The sequence below is a fragment of the Geobacter psychrophilus genome (assembly GCF_056821595.1).
Map to the genome: position 1 here is coordinate 1,344,070 of NZ_JBXDTU010000004.1, position 18,470 is coordinate 1,362,539.

13 protein-coding genes are annotated in these 18,470 nt (G+C 52.9%); 3 read left to right on the top strand and 10 right to left on the bottom strand.

Translation table 11 applies throughout. The annotated features are described in order from the left end of the window. The first annotated feature begins 138 nt into the window (after positions 1 to 138). On the top strand, positions 139 to 1,179 hold the full coding sequence (gene argC / locus ACOCF6_RS08640) for an N-acetyl-gamma-glutamyl-phosphate reductase (protein ID WP_482459977.1): 1,041 nt from the start codon (positions 139 to 141) through the stop codon (positions 1,177 to 1,179). Between the two features lie 84 nt (positions 1,180 to 1,263). Here argC and ACOCF6_RS08645 read toward each other — a convergent pair whose 3' ends face one another. The 3 genes from ACOCF6_RS08645 to ACOCF6_RS08655 are packed head-to-tail and all read right to left on the bottom strand — an operon-like array spanning position 1,264 to position 5,377. Next, entirely contained in the window at positions 1,264 to 2,556 is a 1,293-nt protein-coding gene (locus ACOCF6_RS08645) for an adenylosuccinate synthase (RefSeq protein ID WP_482459978.1), read from the bottom strand. Positions 2,557 to 2,558: 2 nt separating this feature from the next. Next, on the bottom strand, positions 2,559 to 3,872 hold the full coding sequence (locus tag ACOCF6_RS08650; protein WP_482459979.1) for an ATP phosphoribosyltransferase regulatory subunit: 1,314 nt from the start codon (positions 3,870 to 3,872) through the stop codon (positions 2,559 to 2,561). Then, the gene (locus tag ACOCF6_RS08655) at positions 3,869 to 5,377 is read right to left on the bottom strand and encodes a VCBS repeat-containing protein (RefSeq protein WP_482459980.1); all 1,509 of its coding nucleotides are present in this window, start codon (positions 5,375 to 5,377) and stop codon (positions 3,869 to 3,871) included. The genes ACOCF6_RS08650 and ACOCF6_RS08655 overlap by 4 nt, the downstream gene beginning before the upstream one ends. Positions 5,378 to 5,843: 466 nt before the next feature. Here ACOCF6_RS08655 and ACOCF6_RS08660 point away from each other — a divergent pair, with 466 nt between their 5' ends. Both ACOCF6_RS08660 and ACOCF6_RS08665 read left to right on the top strand, forming a co-directional pair. Next, positions 5,844 to 6,812 carry a hypothetical protein gene (locus ACOCF6_RS08660; protein WP_482459981.1) on the top strand — a complete coding sequence of 323 codons (969 nt, stop codon included), beginning with the start codon at positions 5,844 to 5,846 and terminating at the stop codon, positions 6,810 to 6,812. Positions 6,813 to 6,931: 119 nt separating this feature from the next. Further along, entirely contained in the window at positions 6,932 to 8,209 is a 1,278-nt protein-coding gene (locus ACOCF6_RS08665) for a hypothetical protein (protein WP_482459982.1), read from the top strand. Positions 8,210 to 8,375: 166 nt separating this feature from the next. Here the strand turns inward: ACOCF6_RS08665 and ACOCF6_RS08670 are convergent, their stop codons facing one another. From ACOCF6_RS08670 to ACOCF6_RS08700, 7 genes are all read right to left on the bottom strand, one after another. Continuing rightward, the gene (locus ACOCF6_RS08670) at positions 8,376 to 8,546 is read right to left on the bottom strand and encodes a type II toxin-antitoxin system CcdA family antitoxin (protein WP_482459983.1); all 171 of its coding nucleotides are present in this window, start codon (positions 8,544 to 8,546) and stop codon (positions 8,376 to 8,378) included. 149 nt (positions 8,547 to 8,695) lie between these two features. Further along, on the bottom strand, positions 8,696 to 10,114 hold the full coding sequence (locus ACOCF6_RS08675) for a histidine kinase (protein ID WP_482459984.1): 1,419 nt from the start codon (positions 10,112 to 10,114) through the stop codon (positions 8,696 to 8,698). Positions 10,115 to 10,655: 541 nt separating this feature from the next. Further along, entirely contained in the window at positions 10,656 to 11,066 is a 411-nt protein-coding gene (gene mce, locus ACOCF6_RS08680) for a methylmalonyl-CoA epimerase (RefSeq protein WP_482459985.1), read from the bottom strand. Between the two features lie 68 nt (positions 11,067 to 11,134). Next, a complete protein-coding gene (locus ACOCF6_RS08685; protein ID WP_482459986.1) occupies positions 11,135 to 12,787 on the bottom strand; it encodes an acyl-CoA mutase large subunit family protein in 1,653 nt (550 codons plus the stop codon). Positions 12,788 to 13,008: 221 nt separating this feature from the next. Continuing rightward, positions 13,009 to 15,906 (bottom strand): ATP-binding protein, encoded by a 2,898-nt coding sequence (locus tag ACOCF6_RS08690; protein WP_482459987.1) that lies wholly within the window; start codon positions 15,904 to 15,906, stop codon positions 13,009 to 13,011. Between the two features lie 33 nt (positions 15,907 to 15,939). Further along, a complete protein-coding gene (locus ACOCF6_RS08695) occupies positions 15,940 to 17,664 on the bottom strand; it encodes a carboxyl transferase domain-containing protein (protein ID WP_482459988.1) in 1,725 nt (574 codons plus the stop codon). A 72-nt stretch (positions 17,665 to 17,736) separates the two neighbouring features. Beyond that, positions 17,737 to 18,300, bottom strand: coding sequence for a helix-turn-helix domain-containing protein (locus tag ACOCF6_RS08700; RefSeq protein ID WP_482459989.1), 564 nt, complete (start codon positions 18,298 to 18,300; stop codon positions 17,737 to 17,739). Positions 18,301 to 18,470: the final 170 nt, after the last annotated feature.

Here is an 18,470-nt window from a genome sequence, read left to right on the forward strand (position 1 = left end):
TCATTACAAATGCGACGTAACCTTCTTCACCACGCCGCACCCTATTATCGCCGAATCAGTCACCCTGATCTTATTGACAGTCATGATTGTCTACACTAGAGTGTGTACAGTAACGATCGAAGGTATTGGAGGAAAGAGATGCTGAACGTAGCAATTGTTGGAGCCAGCGGTTACACCGGCCTGGAACTGATCCGTATCCTGCACTGCCACCCCGAGGTGGCGGTAACCTGCCTGACCTCTGAGCAGAGTGCCGGCCGTAAAATTTCGGATGTCTTCCCAACCCTGCGGGGACGCTGTGATCTTATACTGGAAAATCTGGAACCGGTTCGGGTGGCCGAAAAGGCCGACATCATCTTCACCGCCCTGCCCCACAAGGCGGCCATGGAAGTTGTTCCGACATTCCTGAAACTGGGCAAGCACGTCATTGACCTTTCCGCCGATTACCGCCTGAGCGCCCCTCAGGTCTACGCTGAATGGTATGAGCCGCATCTCAACCCCGCCAACCTGAAAAAAGCGGTGTACGGGCTGCCGGAGATCAGGCGCGCAAAGATCAGGGGCGCCAAACTGGTTGCGAACCCGGGCTGCTACCCGACCAGCATCATTTTAGCCCTGGCCCCGCTCTTGAAATCCAAAGCCATCAGCCTGCAAGGAATCATTGCCGACTCGGCCTCGGGCGTTACCGGAGCGGGACGGGCGGCAAAGGTGGACAGCCTGTACTGCGAGGTTAATGAAGGCTACAAGGCGTACGGCGTCGGGGGTGTCCATCGGCATACCCCGGAAATCGAGCAGGAGTTGTCACTTCTGGCCAAAGAGGAACTGCTGATCACCTTTACCCCGCACCTGGTTCCGATGGATCGCGGCATTCTTTCCACAATCTATGCTGTTCCCCATACACCAACAACTACGGAAAAACTGGTCAAACTGTACAATGAATTCTACAACGGGGAACCGTTCGTGCGTGTTCTGCCCCAGGGCAGCCTTCCCAGCACGGCCTTCGTCCGGGGTTCCAATTTCTGTGATATCGCTCCGGTTGTGGATGGGCGTACCGGGCGGATCATACTTGTCTCTGCCATCGATAATCTGGTTAAAGGCGCTTCGGGTCAGGCTGTTCAGAACATGAACCTTGTCTGCGGATTCCCGGAAACCATGGGGCTTGACGGGCTGGCGCTGTTTCCCTGATAACGTTCTCGGAACATTTGATGCGAAAAAGGGGTACCTCAACTGGAGGCACCCCTTTTTGTTTCCGACCATTATCGTTTAGATCTACTCAAATGGATTCCTCAAGGAAATGGTCTGGTCACGGCGCGGACCAACCGAAACCATGATGATCGGGCATCCCGCCAGTTCCTGCAGCCGGCGGACATATTTTCGGGCATTTTCCGGAAGATCTTCGAAGCTTTTTGCGCCGGTGATATCCGTCCTCCAACCGGGCAGTTCCTCGTACACCGGTTGGCAGCTTTCGAACACTTCCAGAGCTGCAGGCAGTGTTTCCAAGGCTTTGCCCTGGTAGGTATAACCGGTACAGACCTTGATCGTGTCGAAGTCGGAGAGCACATCCAGCTTGGTAAGGGCAATGCCGGTCAGACCGTTGACCCGCACAGCATAGCGGATCACCATGGTATCGAACCATCCGCAGCGGCGGGGGCGGCCGGTGGTAGCGCCGAATTCTCCGCCGGTCTGACGCAGTTGCTCCCCGGTTGCATCCAACAGTTCGGTCGGAAACGGCCCGCTGCCGACCCTGGTCACATATGCCTTGGATATACCGACAATTTCATGAATATCGCGGGGACTGATGCCCGACCCCGTGCAGGCACCGCCGGCACAGGTCGAAGAGGAGGTCACGTAGGGATAGGTGCCATGGTCAACATCCAGCAAGGTTCCCTGGGCGCCCTCAAAAAGCACTTTTTTCCCGGCCTTGAGGTCCTTGTCAAGAATCAGCGAGGTGTCGGCTACATATTTGGCAAGAACCGCTGCATACCCGCGGTACTCGGCCAGTATCTCATCAAAACTGCAGGGAGGCTCACCAAGCAGATTTTCCAGCAGGAAGTTCTTCTCAACCAGAAACTCTTTCAGCTTGCGAGCAAAAACCTCTTCGTTGAGCAGATCCATCAGGCGGATACCGCGGCGACCGATCTTATCTTCATAACAGGGACCGATACCGCGGCCGGTTGTACCGATTTTCTTGTCGCCGCTTTTGGCCTCGCGGGCTATATCAATCCGCTTGTGGTACGGCATGATCACATGCAGCGACTCGGACAGCAGCAGACTGGCATCATCCTTGATGCGGCCCGATTCCTTGAGCTTGGTAATCTCCTTGATGAAAACTTCCGGGTCGAGCACAACGCCGTTGCCGATGATGCAGCGTTTGCCTTCGTGCAGGATACCTGATGGGATCAGATGCAGTACAATCTTCTCGCTGCCCACGACCAGAGTATGGCCGGCATTGTTGCCACCCTGATAGCGTACGATGTCATCGGCAAATTCCGTATAAATATCGACTACCTTACCTTTACCTTCGTCGCCCCACTGGGCGCCAACCACTACTACGTTTGCCATAGTTATTCGTCTCCCTGGCTTTCTTCTATAAATTCCATCAGTCCAAATTGTTGAAGCTGTTCTTTTGCAATCGGTATTGTTCGGCCATCCCGGATACGTACGGCCCTGTACTGTCCACTGAGGGACTCGTCATCTATAACCAGCATGCAGCGGATATTCATGCGGCGGGCGTATTCCAGCGAATGGTCATATTCACGACGAATGATGTCGCGGGCAGCGGTATAACCCTGCGAACGAAGCAGGTGTGCCACTTCCAGCACCTCGCGACGGTCATCACGCGCATTGAACAGCAGAAAATCTCGCGTCGTGCTGGCTTCAAGCTCGGGGCGTTTCTGCAACGCCTGCAGCAGGCTGAGAATATTGAACGTGAAGCCTGTGGCCGGAGCCTGGAAACCGTAACGTCCGGTCAGGTTGTCATAACGGCCGCCGCTGCAGACCGGCTCGCCCAGACCGGCTACGAAACCTTCAAAAGTGATGCCGGTATGATAATCCAAACCGCGGGTTTCTCCCAGATCGATGGTCAGGTGTTCACTGACGCCGTGTATGTCGAGGATCTCCAGTACCTGGCACAGGTTTTCAAGTGCAGCACGGGATCTGCAGTTCGTCACCACCCGCCGGGCCTCATCCAGAACCTCGCGACCACCGAACAGGCGCGGCAATGCAGCTATTTCGGCACGCGACCCTTCCGGCATGTCATTTTCGGCGATGATTTTTGCCACTGCCGATGAATCCTTGCGGGCAACGGCCAACTGCAGTTCATGCAGAGGCTGCCCATGAAGGCCGGAAGCCTCCATGATCCCCCGGCAGAACTCGACCTGGCCCATATCGATCTTAAAATCGGCAAGATCTAATCCCTGGAGCGCTTCCACCGCCATGGCAACCATCTCGGCATCTGCTTCCGGTGAATCCAGGCCGATCAACTCAACACCGGATTGGAAAATCTCCCGGCTGCGCCCCGCCTGTATTTCTGTCTGGCGCAATACCCTGCCGCTATAACTGATACGGTGCGGCAATGGCCAGCCGGTCAGGCGCGTAGCAACTATCCGGGCGATCTGCGGGGTAATGTCCGGTGGAAACGCCAGCAGACGTCCGCTCTGGCGATCATCGAAACGATAGGTTTTCCCCTTCAACCCCTCTCCCATACCGATCGCCAGGACATCTTCATATTCCAGCTTGGGAGTAATGACACGACGGAAACCCCACAGTTCGAATACGCGGCGGATTCGCCCCTCGATATAACCAATCTTGGCGGCAGCCTCAGGCATAAAGTCGCTGACCCCACGCGGCAGGGATATGTCAGGTGATATACTGGTCATTCTACCTTCTTGATTGCAAGGGATGATGCCCCGCGGGAATTAAACCCGCTACGCTGGACCGTCTGCAGAATCAGCAGTTCATTGCGGGCCGCATCATAATAATAATCCGGCATATAATTCTGGGTATCCCGTGTGCGCCATTTTTCCTCAAGACTGGAACCGTTCCAGGCCATATTGTACACGGCGCCCTTCTTGTATAAGCGAGCATCGCCCATCACCCAGAAACCATCATTCTTGCCGACCAGCACTTCACCCTTGTCGGTCACTTGTACCCGCTGATTCATGAAGATGGTGCGGAATTTATCGCCGGTGACTCTCGGATTGGCGTCTTCTTTCTGAAAAAACAGCTCCGATCCGCCAAACTTGTCGTTACTGCGCCACAACTCGGTCAATCCCTGATCGTACACAATCAGGTAACCATCATGATTGATAACCACTGAATAGGTTTTACCTTCACGATCACGAAACTGATTAAAACTGTACAGGTCACCAAAGCGAGGCATTTTAACCGGATTCTTGAGGTTGATACTGGAGCCGACACGGCTGGCTTCAGCAATATCACCGTAGAAATCGGCATCACGACCCATTGCCTGGGCATAGAGCTTTTTCGGGCCGCCGGCCAGACTGAAGCTACGGAAAAAGTAGGGGAGATTTTCTGCGACCTTTACCAGCTTGTCTCCCTTGACCTGCCAGACCTGCGAAGCCAGTTCATCCGACCGCACGATAGTCACATAGATGTCAACAGTTCCGTCGCTGCCCTCAATGGTATCCAGTGAAAGAATCTTCTCCGAATTTTTGAACTCTGTTTCAGCCACCAGCTTCATGTCAGCACCCTGGCGGTAAAAAGTCAAACGTCGGTCTTCAGACAGAAATATCTCACGGCTGCCATCCGGTAGGTTTTTGCCGATGGCCATCTGATTTGCAGCACCGTTCAGGCGCTTACTCTGCCAGCCGCCACTGCTGCTGCGATCATAGTCGCTCGGCTTGATAAACTCGCTGACAGGAGCCGGACGGACCTGCTGCTCGTTTTTGATAAAATCTGATTTCGGCGCAGCAAGAGCAGGCGGGGCTGGCTGCACGGGCACCGCAGCAGATACGGGAAGTTGGCCGGGAGCATAGATCTTTCCAAGTTCTGCGGACAGCTTTTCTGCCAGCTTGCCCACCGCCGGAATCAGCTCATCCTGCCCCTCACCCTGCACAAAAGCCCTGGTCAGCGTCTTGCCGGCAGCCGTCTTGGCCAGTGCATCCACGCTGAACACCTTGCCGATGGTGACATAGGTTCCGGTTACGACAGCATCAGCCTCGGCGGCGCTGCCGACAGCGATAATCCTGTCACTGGTAAGTCGTGATGACAGCAACGTCTGCAGGGTCGCCTTCATGTCATCTTTGTTCTGTACTCCGATTGCATTCATATCAGCAACAAATACACGCACCTGGGCGGCAAGCGCAGGAACTGCTACCAGTATGCTGAACAGCGCAACGAGCGCTACAGACCGCTTTTTCATGATACCTCCAAGACTGCATATAAGCCGGCGGATTATCGCAAATGCACCCTGTAAAGTCAAAATAAAAGCCGTGCTGGCATCAAATTAACCGCTGCCATCCGGCAAAATATCCCATCGTATCAGTGGCATCGAAATACTCCCGACAACAACCCGTTCGCTTCCCCAGACTTTCTACGTCAGTGCTCCACCCAGCTATTGTTACTACCTTGCACTACTTTATGTATATCCCTAAGAGCTTTATTCCATGGAGAATCGCAGCACTTCCTGCGCAACAGAAACAAACAAACGCTGTTTTTCATATAAATTATCGTGTTTACGCCTTTATTATCTCAAATTGTTTGACATTGAGCTCGCAGTTCGGTAAGAAATAAAACACATTATATGCTATTGCGTGACACCGTTATATTTTTGTGCAAACATTTGAACCCCGGAGCCTATATAATCCGAATTTTAAAAGGAGCAGCCTTTGCGAGTTAATAAATATTTTCTTCTTCCACTTGTGCTTTCCCTGACGGCCTGCGCCGGAACCAAGGCAAATGACAACCGTTCATCTTCGGAATACGTGGAGATAAGCAATCCGGCCTTCACCATGTCGCGTGACGCCCCCGCCACCATCTGGGTGCCGAAGAGCTCTGTGGATAATGGCCCGCCACGTGGCAGCGAGGTAATCAAAAAAGCCTATGATTCAGTAACTAATAGTCAGGCCGTAGTTTCTGCCCAACAAATGACAACACCAGACACTGCTGCACAACCTGCAGTAGCGGCAAAGCCATTTACCAGCGGCATGCGAAGTCGAGCTGCTGTACTGGAAACAGGCCACAGTCAGCTTTCCATCCCATTCAAGGAAAAGTTGCGTGTGCTGCCAGGCTCTCCCGTCATATCCATTGCTCCCGAAGCGGCTGCGGATAAACTCTTGTCCAGAGATGAACGTGCTGCCTATGCCGCCAAGGCCTGGCAGGATCTGGGTGTAAACGTGTCGCTGTTTGTATCCGCTCCGGATGGACTCGGATCAGGCAAATATCTGTCGGTGGAAATCTATGACGGCATGGGGGCGGGATTGATCAGCAAGGTTGATTCAATCATACCGGCCTATGATGCAAAAGATTCTGTTGCCATGAACAGTGCCGTTGCAGCATCGATGGCTACACTTGCCGACCGTTCACGCGAAGCGATTGCGCACCTCCCATGGTATGCAAAGATCGTGGCAATTGAAGCCGGCAAAATCTACATCAATGCCGGCCACGACGCCGGTGTCAATCTGGGCCAGAAACTGAACGTCCTGCGCGGCGGGAAGATTGTCCAGGGACTCGGCTTTGCACCGGGAACCGTTATAGGTAGCGTGGTGATAACCGGATTTGTTGGATCGAATGGGGCGACTGCTACGGTAAAAGACGGTTTTCAGGTATACCCCACTGACATCATAGCAGTGCAATGATTTACCACATTTAAATGAAAGGAGGTTGAAGCTGCATATTGCAAGGTTTTACATGTAATTTGGATTGGAATGTGGGCAAAACTCGTTCAGAAACTACAATGACATGAAGGAGACACACAATGAAAAAACGTATATCCAGCTCTATCTGTGCAGCTCTGCTCTGTTCAGTACCGGTAATGGCCTTTGCGGCACCGGTCACCAGCAAGTTTGACCTCTCCATAGGCGGTTTTGTGAAGCTCGACTATGCCTACAACTCGGTAAACTTCGGTCAATCAGGCGGATTGACGCCTGGATCTGGCGCAATAGTCAGAAAAGCTACAGCTGCAGGTTCACAGGAGCAATCCATTTTTACCGCTCGCCAGTCCCGTCTGTGGTTCAAAGCCAGTGGCCCTGAGTTCATGGGAGCCAAGACCAGCGCCCTGATTGAGGGCGACTTCTACGGTGATGCCTCAGGCGCAGCAGAGAGTCCTCAGCTTCGTATGCGTCTGGCCTACGGCTCGCTGGACTGGGCTAACACACAGGTGATTTTTGGACAGAACTGGGATATCTTTGGCCCCTATGTCGCCTCCACTGTTGACTTCCGCTCAGGTTCTCCACAGGGCGCCCCGAACAATCCGCGCGTCCCGCAGATTCGCGTAACCCAGAAGATCAACTTTAATGCCGATAACGCCCTTAGCCTGGTAGTAGGCGTCCAGGACCCCAACCAGGACGGAAACAATAATCAGACTTTCACAGCAAACACGACAACCGGGGCGGTTTCCACGACAGCACCCACAACCTATGGAGCAACAGTCAATGGCGCCGGCCAGATCATGTTCACCAGCAAGGCCATGGGTGTTGCGCCCGGTTACTTTGGTCTGCCCATGAAACCCCTGACCCTCGGAGTTTTTGGTCTTTATGGAAACTCAAAGATGGTATCAACTGGAAGTGCCAGAAACGTAGACTCCTATGGTTATGGATTCTACTCATTTGTTCCTATTTTGAAGTCTTCCGACGGCAAGAGTCGCGCCATGACCATGTCTCTTGAGGGCCAGATTTATGAGGCTGCCAATATGAGCTTTAACTCGGCAACGCAAGGCACTGTCTATGCTTCGACAGCCACACCCAACCCGGCCAAAGGTTACGGCCTGGGAGCAGAGGTCATCTTCTACCCGACGCAGGAACTGGGAATCACTGCCGGTTACGGCAGAAGGGGTGCCATTAATTATTCCAATTTCACTTCAGAATTCCAGAAATCCAGCTCGCAATTTTACGGCAACCTGTCATATGACCTGAACGCCGCCGTTCGCGTCATGACCGAGTATCAGCACCTGGAAACACAGTATGGAAGATCGGGCACAGCTCATAATGAAGGTTCCGCAAACGTATTCCGTCTGGCCGCATTTTATTTCTTCTAAATTGTTCCAAATGACCAATAGGTGATTTCCCCTATAACAAAAGGGCGGGGAGTTTGTTAAACTCTCCGCCCCTTTCATTTGATCCTGCCTTATTAATAGCTCTCTACTCTTTACATCAATAGCCTACAAATGGAAATTCCAGTGCGCTTATAATCAAATTGCGACATCAGAAACACCTCAATGAATCACCAAAACATCCATGATTTTCAACAAACTGCCCATATCCTTCCATCGCTTCCCGGCTGTTATCAAACCATTCCTGCCACAGGAGATCGCTGTTAATATTCAAGTGAGCTGTTTTCTTTGGTGCATTTGAATCAAAGACATTCGATTGCATGAGCACTCTCATTCATTATGGCCATAAGCGATGCTAAAATGAATGAATAGTTTTTTGGATGCAACCATTTACATTCACAACGACATTATTGAACGAAAAAAAGGGCGGGATTTCTCCCGCCCTTCGAGGTGCTGCGTCATACAAATTGCTTAGAATTTGAACGAAGCAAGAAGACGTGCGGTGTAGGGGTTCTCTGGATCTTTGCTGGCACCAACAGCACTGTTCAGTGCGGAACCTTTGTAGTAGCCACCCAGAACCATGTAGGCGGCCTGAGCGCGCAGGGTCAGGTTGCTGTTGACTTTGTAGCCGCTCTCAAGATTGAACTCGGCACCCAGGAAGTCACTGCCATTGCTCGCTGTTGTAGAGATTGATTTATCAGCCGGTGCACCTTTGGAAGCAGGAGCCCAGCCAAAGCCGACATTAGCATTGGCAAAGATCTTGTCAGTTAAATTAGCGTCATATCCCAAAGAAGCCACGGCAATATTGGTAACAACCTTACGCAGGTAACGGTCGGTATTACTTGGGCTGTTTTGTGTAGCACGAACAAGAATCATCATGCCACCGTCATTATAGCTGTTGATACCGGAAGAAACCCAACCTTTGTAGCTGCTATTATTGGTGCTGTTATCACCGGAGGTGAAAAGCAAGGCTGCTTTAGCAGCACCTGGACCAACCGCCATCTTGCCTGTCACGTTTGCAGCATAACCATGGAAATACCTGCTGGTATTAGTAGGAGCAGCAATCCGTTTCTGATGGCCGGCCTGCATTGCGCCAAAGCCACTCAGGGACAATGGGCCAAGCTTTGTTTCGGCACTCAGGGCAAACGTATTCAGCAGTATGGCCTGATCCTTGGTATGAGCGGCTTCAACACCCGAACCGTTAGCAGCATTTGCTGTATAGTCAGCAAGCAGGTAGTAGGAAAGTGCTGCTTTCGTATCCTTGGTGAATGCAAAAGTATTGTCCATGATAAACAGGTCTTTTGCACCGTCACCCAGACGAGTCAGGCCTGTCGTAACAGAGCTGCTCTGGTAATCTTCTGCAAAACGCGAGAAACCCAGACCCAAGGAATATGCACCAAGTTTCGTGGTTGTCATGATTGCAGGAAGGTCAGCGTCAATAAAAAGTCCTTTGAGAGTATCCTTGTATGGCTGAATACCGAGCTTGGTGTTGAAGTTCTGCCCCAGATTGAAGTCAAGATAAACATGCTTGGTCTCGAAACTGATACCATCAGCGTCAAGTACGCCAGAATCAGTTGAGTTGGTGTATTTGCCGCTGTTGATGCCACCGAAACGGGTATCTAATTCAAAATGAGTAACAAGTTTGAGATCGTCGCTGACCTTTGCTGTGTATTGCAGGCGGGCGCGCTGCTCAAAATAGTTATTCATCTGAACGCTATCTTTTTTCTGTGTCGGACTGTAATCACCTGATCCGCCATCCTGGAAGTTGGAGAAGATACCGCTGAATGAGTAGGTACCGTGAAATTCATTCTCCAAGGCCATTGCCGGTACGGAGATGGCGGCCATTGCACCGACTGCTGCTGCGATTGCTACTGATTTCTTCAAACTCATGTGTGCCTCCTTCAAATTTTATAATATGCTTGATATTGCTGCGAACAACTGTTTCAAAGTACAAAAGCTTATCTGATTACTGTTCACCACCTTTCATAATAGATTTAACTTCAAACATAATCTGTGGCAGACATTAAATGTATTTCCACAATCCCCTGCCGGGGATAAGTGCGATAACGAATCATTTCTGCAAAATGCCGCAGAAAATAGATACTACCGCACTAAAAACACGAATACCCCTGAGCAGCTTAAACAACAAGCCGCCCAAAGGTAATATAGATAGAGTGCTCTTTGTTATATTTTCTGAAACGTTTCACAGTATTTTCGCTCCCGGTTACATAGTGTTCATTTTTCAACAAACACTATTGGTATCAATCGGTTAGCTACTTCAGGAGGTTCGTTTATTTCAGACTATGTTCTAAAAAGCTGCACAAGATAAACAACAAATCAAACCATTGTCAAGGGAAAAATGCTTTTCAACGCCGTAACATCCTGTAAATGCTCAATTTGATAGAAGTTCCGGCCAAGAGAAACTGCCAGACTACTTGTGCTCACCGCACTGGCAGAGCTCTGTTAATACACCATTGCTGCTTTTGGGGTGAATGAAGGCTATGCGCGTACCATGGGCGCCCGGTCGCGGTGTCTCATCGATCATCCGTGTCCCATCTGCCATCAGCTTTGCAATGGCGGCCTCGATGTCGTCCACCTCGTAAGCGACATGGTGTATGCCAGGGCCGTTCTTTTCAATGAACCTGGCCACCGGGCTATCCGCTGCTGTCGGCTCCAGCAGCTCTATCTTGGATTCTCCGATCTGCAGCATGGCAACTTTCACCTTTTGTTCTGCGACCTCTTCAATACCGTCAAAGGACATACGAAGGTTGTCGCGGTAAAAAGGGAGACTTTCCTCCAGAGATTTTACGGCAATACCGATATGGTTGATTTTTGTAAGCATCAGAAAGTTCCTTATACTACAGACGTAGTCTTGAATTCAGGTTACGGAATCGTTACTTTTGTGAAAAATCAGAGCACCACCGTCTCGGTATGTTTCCCGAATACCCCGCGGAAGACATCCGCAATCTCACCCAGCGTGGCATAGGTCTTGACTGCCGACAGGATATGCGGCATGAGGTTGTCTGTTCCCCTGGCTGCCTTCTCCAGCTGTGCCAACGCTGCTTGTACAGCCGCAGCATCCCGGCCGGCTTTCATCTCGCCCAGGGACTTCTTCTGGGAGATCTCCACCGCTTCCTTGACTTTGAGCAGTCCGGTCGGCGGCGGCTCCTGCACCGTAAACTTGTTGACGCCGACGATGATCAGTTCGTTCTTCTCAATGGCCTTCTGGTAGGCATAGGCCGAATCCTGGATCTCCTTCTGCTGGAAGCCGCGCGAGATTGCTTCTACGGCTCCGCCCAGCTGGTCGATCTTGTTTATGTACTCCAGGGCGGCCTTCTCGATCTGGTCAGTCAGGGACTCCACCAGGAAAGAGCCGGCCAGGGGGTCGATGGAATCGGCGGCACCCGATTCGTAGGCGATGACCTGCTGGGTACGCAGGGCGATACGGACGGAATCTTCCGTCGGCAGGGCCAGGGCCTCGTCGCGGGAGTTGGTATGCAGCGACTGGGTGCCTCCCAGAACGGCGGCCAGGGCCTGCATGGTGACGCGCATGATGTTGTTGTCCGGCTGCTGGGCGGTCAGGGTACAACCGGCGGTCTGGGTGTGGAAGCGCAGCATTTGGGACTTGGGGTCCTTGGCGCCGAAGCGTTCTTTCATGATCTTGCCCCAGATACGACGAGCGGCGCGGAACTTGGCCACCTCTTCGAACAGGTTGTTATGGGCGTTGAAGAAGAAGGCCAGCCGCGGAGCAAATTCATCGACCGCCAATCCGGCCTTGATGGCGGCGTCCACATAGGCAATGCCGTCGGCCAGGGTGAAGGCGACTTCCTGGACAGCGCTGGAGCCGGCTTCGCGGATGTGATAGCCGGAGATGGAGATGGTATTCCATTTGGGTACGTTGTCTTTGCAGTAGGCAAAGATGTCGGTGATAATACGCATGGACTCTTTTGGCGGGTAGATGTAGGTGCCGCGGGCCATGTATTCCTTGAGGATGTCGTTCTGTATCGTGCCGGAAATCTTGTCAGCCGGTGTGCCCTGCTTCTCGGCGACGGCGATGTACATGCAGAGCAGGATGGCGGCGGTGGAGTTGATCGTCATGGAGGTGGAGACCGTGTCCAGCGGAATGCCGTCAAAGAGGATCTCCATGTCAGCCAGAGAGTCGATGGCGACACCGACCTTGCCGACTTCACCCTGGCTCATGGCGGCATCCGAGTCGTAGCCCATCTGGGTGGGCAGGTCGAAGGCCACCGAGAGCCCGGTCTGTCCGGCGGAGAGCAGGTATTTGTAGCGTTCGTTGGATTCCTTGGCCGTGCCGAAACCGGCATACTGGCGCATGGTCCAGAAGCGGCCGCGGTACATGGTCGGCTGCACACCGCGGGTGTAGGGATATTCACCGGGGAAACCCAGTTGCTCTTCGTAACCGGGATAGTCGAAACCGGGTGTGAAACAGCGCTCCAGCTCTATGTTGGAACTGGTAAGGAACTTCTCCATCCGTTCCGGTGACCGGGCGATGTTCTTGGCAACTACTGCTTTCCACTTCTCTTTACGTTCCTGGATGTTCATGTATGGCCCCTTTTAACTTACTGTATTCAACCAAAATATTTGAAACACAGAGCAACTGAACAACGGAGAAAATCAAGATCGATTTTTTTCTGATTTTTTGCTCTGATGTTCTCTGTTGCTCTGTGTTATTCAGATTGTCATTTACGATTCAATAAGAAAAACCAGGGGAGAAGATGTACTCCCCACCCTGGCCTTAATTTGTCTCCGTCTAAAATAACGCGTTACAGAACGGCCTTGAGGTACTTGCCCGTACACTCCCGTTTTTCGCGCTCGATCTCTTTCTGGTCAACTTCCACGAACTTTTCATCAGGGGTGATCTTGAAGAGCGGCTGCCCCTTCTGGACAATGGTGCCATCGCCCCCCTCCATGATGATCTTGTCGATGGTCCCGGAAAAGGGTGCCCGGATGGTGTTGAACATCTTCATAACTTCAATGATGTAGAGCGGCTGGTCCTTCTCGAAGTGCATCCCTTCGCTGACGAAGGTCGGCAGACCCGGAGCTTCCTGGCCATAGTACATCCCGCCGCAAACGGCGACAATTTCGTCCGCCTTGGTAGCCGGGGGCGGCACCAGGATCTTTTTCATCCGAGCCTGCAGATCAAGATCAGTCAGATAGTCGGGGATCACAACCTCCAGGTCATCCAGCACCTTCATATCCCAGAATTTGGTCGTATCTCCGATCAGGAACAGCATGCCCAATAATTCGATTCCGGCCTCGTAACCGAAATGGGCGGAGCGGATCTGCTCCCAGGTTTCAGCGTCAAAGCCGGCCTGGGGTTTTTCCTTATTCACCAGATCGTTGAGCTTGAAATATTCATCCCGCTCCAGCCCGAGCTTTTCACGGAGTGTCCGATAGAAGTGCAGGGACTGCTGCAGCAGTTCATTGTCATGATCCCAGATGATCTCTGCCGCCGGTTTATGAGGGCGGTAATTCATGTGCAGGTATTCGTAGGTTTCATTGAGCACGCCCAGCGGGTTCCTGAGCCAGATGACCTTGCCCTTGTCGATGCGGAAGTTCTTCGTATTGATGCTCAACCACCCTGACAGCAGGTGCGGATCTTCCAGGAGACGTTCCATGGGGCGCGTGATCAGAGTGCCCTTGCGGTCAAGCAGGGCCGACATGTTTTTCAGTTCTTTAGCACAGACGTCCGGCTGATCGGCGTACTGTTCGGAGATCAGCTTGGCATAATGCTTCTTCATCTGGAAGAAGGCATAGACCACATCCAGCTTGTTGGCCTCCTCCTTGAGGGTACCGACCAGTGCCAGATAGGGGACGACAAAGCGGGTGGTCGGCTTGGCCATGACATTCCTGCCCAGGAACCAGTTGACCAGACCGTAATGGAATTCAAGGTTTGTTGCCAGGGCGCTGCCGCGCAGGGTTGTGCTGCACAATACGTTGGAGAGTCGTTCATAGCTGGCCAGACGATCATCCCCCTTGGTAAGCAGCAGGGCGATATTGGAATCGTAGGCACCGGCAACTTTATATTTCATAAAGATTCCGGTATCAGGATTGGTCATGCTGATGCCCTGATCATCACGGACTTCGCCTTTGATCGGTTTCGACCAGTAACGGATCATACCGCCGGCGTGGGGCGACAGTGAAGCATCGGTGGCGTTCAGACGGGCCTCGACCGAGGCGTTGAAGCGGACAACACGCTCCGGCTTGGGCAGGCGCTCCTTGTGACGCGCCAACAGGGCCATGGCCTCTACCAGGGATTCGACAACAAAGAAATCCTTCTTGTCCTTGGGATTGGTGAACTTGAGGCTGTAGCAAAGCTCGGTGACACGGTGTTCAACCTGGATACGGGTGTTGACCTCCATGAAAAAGTGGCGGTCACGGTCGACGATGCACTCGAAGGTGGAGGCGGAATCAAGCCCTACGGCCTGGCCAAAACGGGCCGACTCCTCTTCCATCCGGGCGAGGACCTTCAGATCGCTTTCCAGGGCCTTGACTTCCGCCTTGCGGCCGGCAGCCTTGGCCTTCTCAATGGCAGCCATCAATCCTTCCTGGGTAACAGAAACCTCCAGGAGTTTCTGTTCGTGCATCTGCAGGGAACAGTCGCGGCCGCCCAGGGAGATGCACCATTCGCCGTTGCCCAGCAACTGGATCTCGTTATGACGGGTCTGCTCAATGTTCAGTTCGATCAGAACGTTCTTATTATCGCCGACACCGTTGGCCTTGACCTCGTTCAACACTTCCCTCACCAGGGTCGGGGCCTCAGCGGCCGCCTTGGCAATCGCCTTGTCATCGGCCTTTTTCAGCGCCAGCAAAGAGGCACCCAGGATACGCTGACCCTTGCCGCCTCCGCCGCCGATCGCCTTGATGCGGAAGCGACTCTGGGGATACTTCTTGAATAATTCTGTCACTTCAGCCTGCACCTGGGCAGAAAGTTCCTCAATGGAAAACAGGTCGATACCCTTGGCGTAGGAGGCCATCAGGATATGGTCGGCCAGGGTCGCGTCGGAAATCTTCTTGTCTGCCAGAACCTTCTTGTCGCAGGCCAGACCTTCTGCCTCGACCAGCTTGAGCAGCTTGTCGCGGGTAGGATATTTTTTGAGCAGGGTCAGAGCGGTGACATTGTTGACGCCCGGGGTAACGCTGACATTCACCTGCAGGGCGGTACGCTTGGCCTCGTCCTTTTTGCCGGCTTTGGCCTGGGTGGCGGCACAGGGACCGATAAACTTGAGGCCGGCCTTTTCAATGGCAGCCACGAACTCTTCGTCCTCAGCCATGAAGCCGTAACCGGCGAAGATGGAGTCATAGCCGTTATCCAGGGCCATCTGGATGATCTGGTTGATGCGCTCAACCCGCTCTTCCTTGCTGGCGCCGCTGTAATCGGGTACCCGGTGGACGCGTTTCGAATCGGTCAGCTGACGTAACTCGGGAGCCAGCGCATTCGGATAGATGATCGAGTCCTTCTCGGATAGTAGGATACCGTAGTGGGTAATCCCCATCTCTTCATACACATCCATGGCCTCTTTACGGATCGGCCCGCGGCAGACGATCAGCGGCTTGAGATCCTCACAGGAAAAGGAGCGCACCCATTCGGAGGTCGACTTGCTCAATTTGCGGGCCCGGTGAACCAGGGGGTTATACTTGTAGTAATCGGTCTGTGGCATGGTCTCTTTATCTCCAATCTGGAATGAATGAAATTAATGGAACTCGCGCTGAACTGCCTGCATCGGACCCGGCTTGTAATGACGCAGGAAGAAGTTCATGTTCTCTCCCAGCACCTTGCGCAGGTCGGTGGGCATGACAAGTGAGGAGATGGAGCCCAGGGCCAGACCCTCTTTCGGGTTCATCAGTTCTTTTTCATAGCGCATGTTCAAGGCGGCATCCTCAATCTTCAGCCAGTCAGCGGCATCCCGTTCGGCATCTATTTTGGCCTCGCCTGCCGACATACCTGCAGCAACACGTTCCTGGACACCATGCTTTACACGCTCGCTAACAGCAGCGCGCATCTTGCGCACTTCGTCCTTGTAGACAAATTCCTTGCCGGCCGGCCCCATAACCGCAAGACGCGTCGTGGGAAGTGCCAGCACCAGATCAGCACCGGTAGGGTAGTTATTGTACGAGGCATACGCCCCGCCGTAGGCGTTGCGGATGATCAACAGAATGCGGGGTGTCCTGATGTCAACAATCGAATCCAGCATGGCGCGACCGGCCTGAACGATGCCGCGACCTTCCTGCTCACGACCCGGCAGGAAGCCGGTGGTGTCTTCCATAAAGATCATCGGGATATTGTAGATATTGCAGAAGCGGTTGAAGCGGGCAATCTTGTAGGCAGAATCCACCGTAATCTGACCGGAAGCAACCGCACTGTTGTTGGCCACAAAACCGACCACGTTGCCACCCAGGCGACCAAGGGCGGTAACAGCCTCACGGGCACGATCACGCTGCAGCTCAAAATAATCACCATGATCGCAGATCTGCTGGATCATGATCGAAACATCAAAGGGGGTGTTAAAGCCGGTCGGAGAGTTGAAGGCCTTCTTCAACAGCGTGTTGATCTCCCAGGTTTTACGGTCCAGGGGATCACTGGTCTCGCGGTAGCGGGCCATGACACTGTTATTGTCCGGGAGATAGGAAAGCAGCTGCAAGGCGGTCCGAAGTGCATCCACCTCATCTTCGACCGTCATATCGGCAACCCCGGACTGCCCATGGACCTTGGGGCCACCCAGATCTTCTGGCGTCACATCCTCGCCAAGAACCGACTTGACAACCCCCGGCCCGGTCAGACCGAAAAAGGTGTCCTGAGGCTGGATCAGGAAGCTGCCCTGGCGGGGGAGATAACTACCGCCGCCGGCATTGAAGCCGAACATGCACATGATGGAGGGGACCACACCGCTGATCTTGCGCAACGCGGTAAAGGCCTCGGCATAGCCGTCCAGACCGCCCACCCCGGCAGGCACATAGGCACCGGCCGAGTCATTCATCCCGATCAGAGGGATACCCTTCTCGCCGGCCATCTGGAACAGCAAGGCCAGTTTGCGGCCGTTGGTTGCATCGATCGAACCGGCCCGCACCGTAAAGTCATGGCCGTAGAGTGCCACATCGCGGCCGTTGATATTGAGGATGCCGGTCACCAGAGAAGCGCCGTCCAGATTCTTGCCCCAGTTCTGGAACAGGATATTGGGTTCGTTTTCCGTCAGCACGCGGATCCGCTCCCAGACGGTCATGCGTTTTTTGAAGTGCTGCTTTTCAATCTGGGCGATGCTGACCGATTTGACGGGGCGTTGGATCAGGTCATAACCTTCCTTCATCGCCTCCTCGTAGCCCCCCTTCTTGCCGGGGATCTCGCCGGGAATAGTAAATTCAACAGTTACCGGAGGTGCAAACGGGTTTTTAAGTGAAGCTTTTATCGCTTTTTTTGACATCTCAACCATCCTTCCGCTACTTGATATGGAGCTCAACTGACTCTATCTAAATTATATACAGATGTACGGGAACTACCGGGTAACCACCGCCAGCACCTTGACTTCATCGCCGTCTTTTGCCAGGAGCCGGTGCTTGAGGGCCGAATCGAAATACACGCAGTCGCCCTCGTTGAGAACAATCCGCCGGTCATCCAGCAGCAATTCGGCCGTTCCCTTCATGACAAAAAGGAACTCCTCGCCATCATGGCTGTAGGTATTTTCTTCAAGGGCCTTTTCAGTGATCGTCAGCAGGAACGGTTCCATCTTCTTGTTCTGCTTATGAAAGGAGAGGGATTCATACGAATAGCCCTGGCTGGTACCGGCCTTGGAGATAACCCGTGGAATGGCCTTGCGCTCATGAGCCCGAACAACCTCAAAACGGCACTCTTCTTCATCATCCGCGAAAAACAGGCCGATCTTTACGTCAAAGAATTTTGCGATCCGGGAAAGAGTGGCTATCGGCGGGGAAACATTATTGTTTTCAATCTGTGAAATCAGTGCGGGTGAGAAACCGGTCTCCTTGGCCACAGACTGAAGAGTCAGTTTTTTTGCTAGACGGAGCTTCTTGATTTTCGCCCCGATATTGTAATCACTCATCCATACTCCTGCCAAGAATAAAACCAGTTTTTATGCGGGGGTTTGTATACAATTTACAATATAATGTCAATAAAAATTATTTATTACGGGTAAAGTATGTGGGGCGATTTTGGGGATCTAGAGCGACAAAAACCCTGTTCGTGATGAGACCGGCCTCCGGGGTATTTACC

Coding starts and splice junctions, on each gene's coding strand:
- argC (WP_482459977.1), top strand. CDS start 139: ATGCTGAACGTAGCAATTGTTGGAGCCAGCGGTTACACCGGCCTGGAA.
- ACOCF6_RS08645 (WP_482459978.1), bottom strand. CDS start 2,556: ATGGCAAACGTAGTAGTGGTTGGCGCCCAGTGGGGCGACGAAGGTAAA.
- ACOCF6_RS08650 (WP_482459979.1), bottom strand. CDS start 3,872: ATGACCAGTATATCACCTGACATATCCCTGCCGCGTGGGGTCAGCGAC.
- ACOCF6_RS08655 (WP_482459980.1), bottom strand. CDS start 5,377: ATGAAAAAGCGGTCTGTAGCGCTCGTTGCGCTGTTCAGCATACTGGTA.
- ACOCF6_RS08665 (WP_482459982.1), top strand. CDS start 6,932: ATGAAAAAACGTATATCCAGCTCTATCTGTGCAGCTCTGCTCTGTTCA.
- ACOCF6_RS08670 (WP_482459983.1), bottom strand. CDS start 8,546: ATGCAATCGAATGTCTTTGATTCAAATGCACCAAAGAAAACAGCTCAC.
- ACOCF6_RS08675 (WP_482459984.1), bottom strand. CDS start 10,114: ATGAGTTTGAAGAAATCAGTAGCAATCGCAGCAGCAGTCGGTGCAATG.
- mce (WP_482459985.1), bottom strand. CDS start 11,066: ATGCTTACAAAAATCAACCATATCGGTATTGCCGTAAAATCTCTGGAG.
- ACOCF6_RS08685 (WP_482459986.1), bottom strand. CDS start 12,787: ATGAACATCCAGGAACGTAAAGAGAAGTGGAAAGCAGTAGTTGCCAAG.
- ACOCF6_RS08690 (WP_482459987.1), bottom strand. CDS start 15,906: ATGCCACAGACCGATTACTACAAGTATAACCCCCTGGTTCACCGGGCC.
- ACOCF6_RS08695 (WP_482459988.1), bottom strand. CDS start 17,664: ATGTCAAAAAAAGCGATAAAAGCTTCACTTAAAAACCCGTTTGCACCT.
- ACOCF6_RS08700 (WP_482459989.1), bottom strand. CDS start 18,300: ATGAGTGATTACAATATCGGGGCGAAAATCAAGAAGCTCCGTCTAGCA.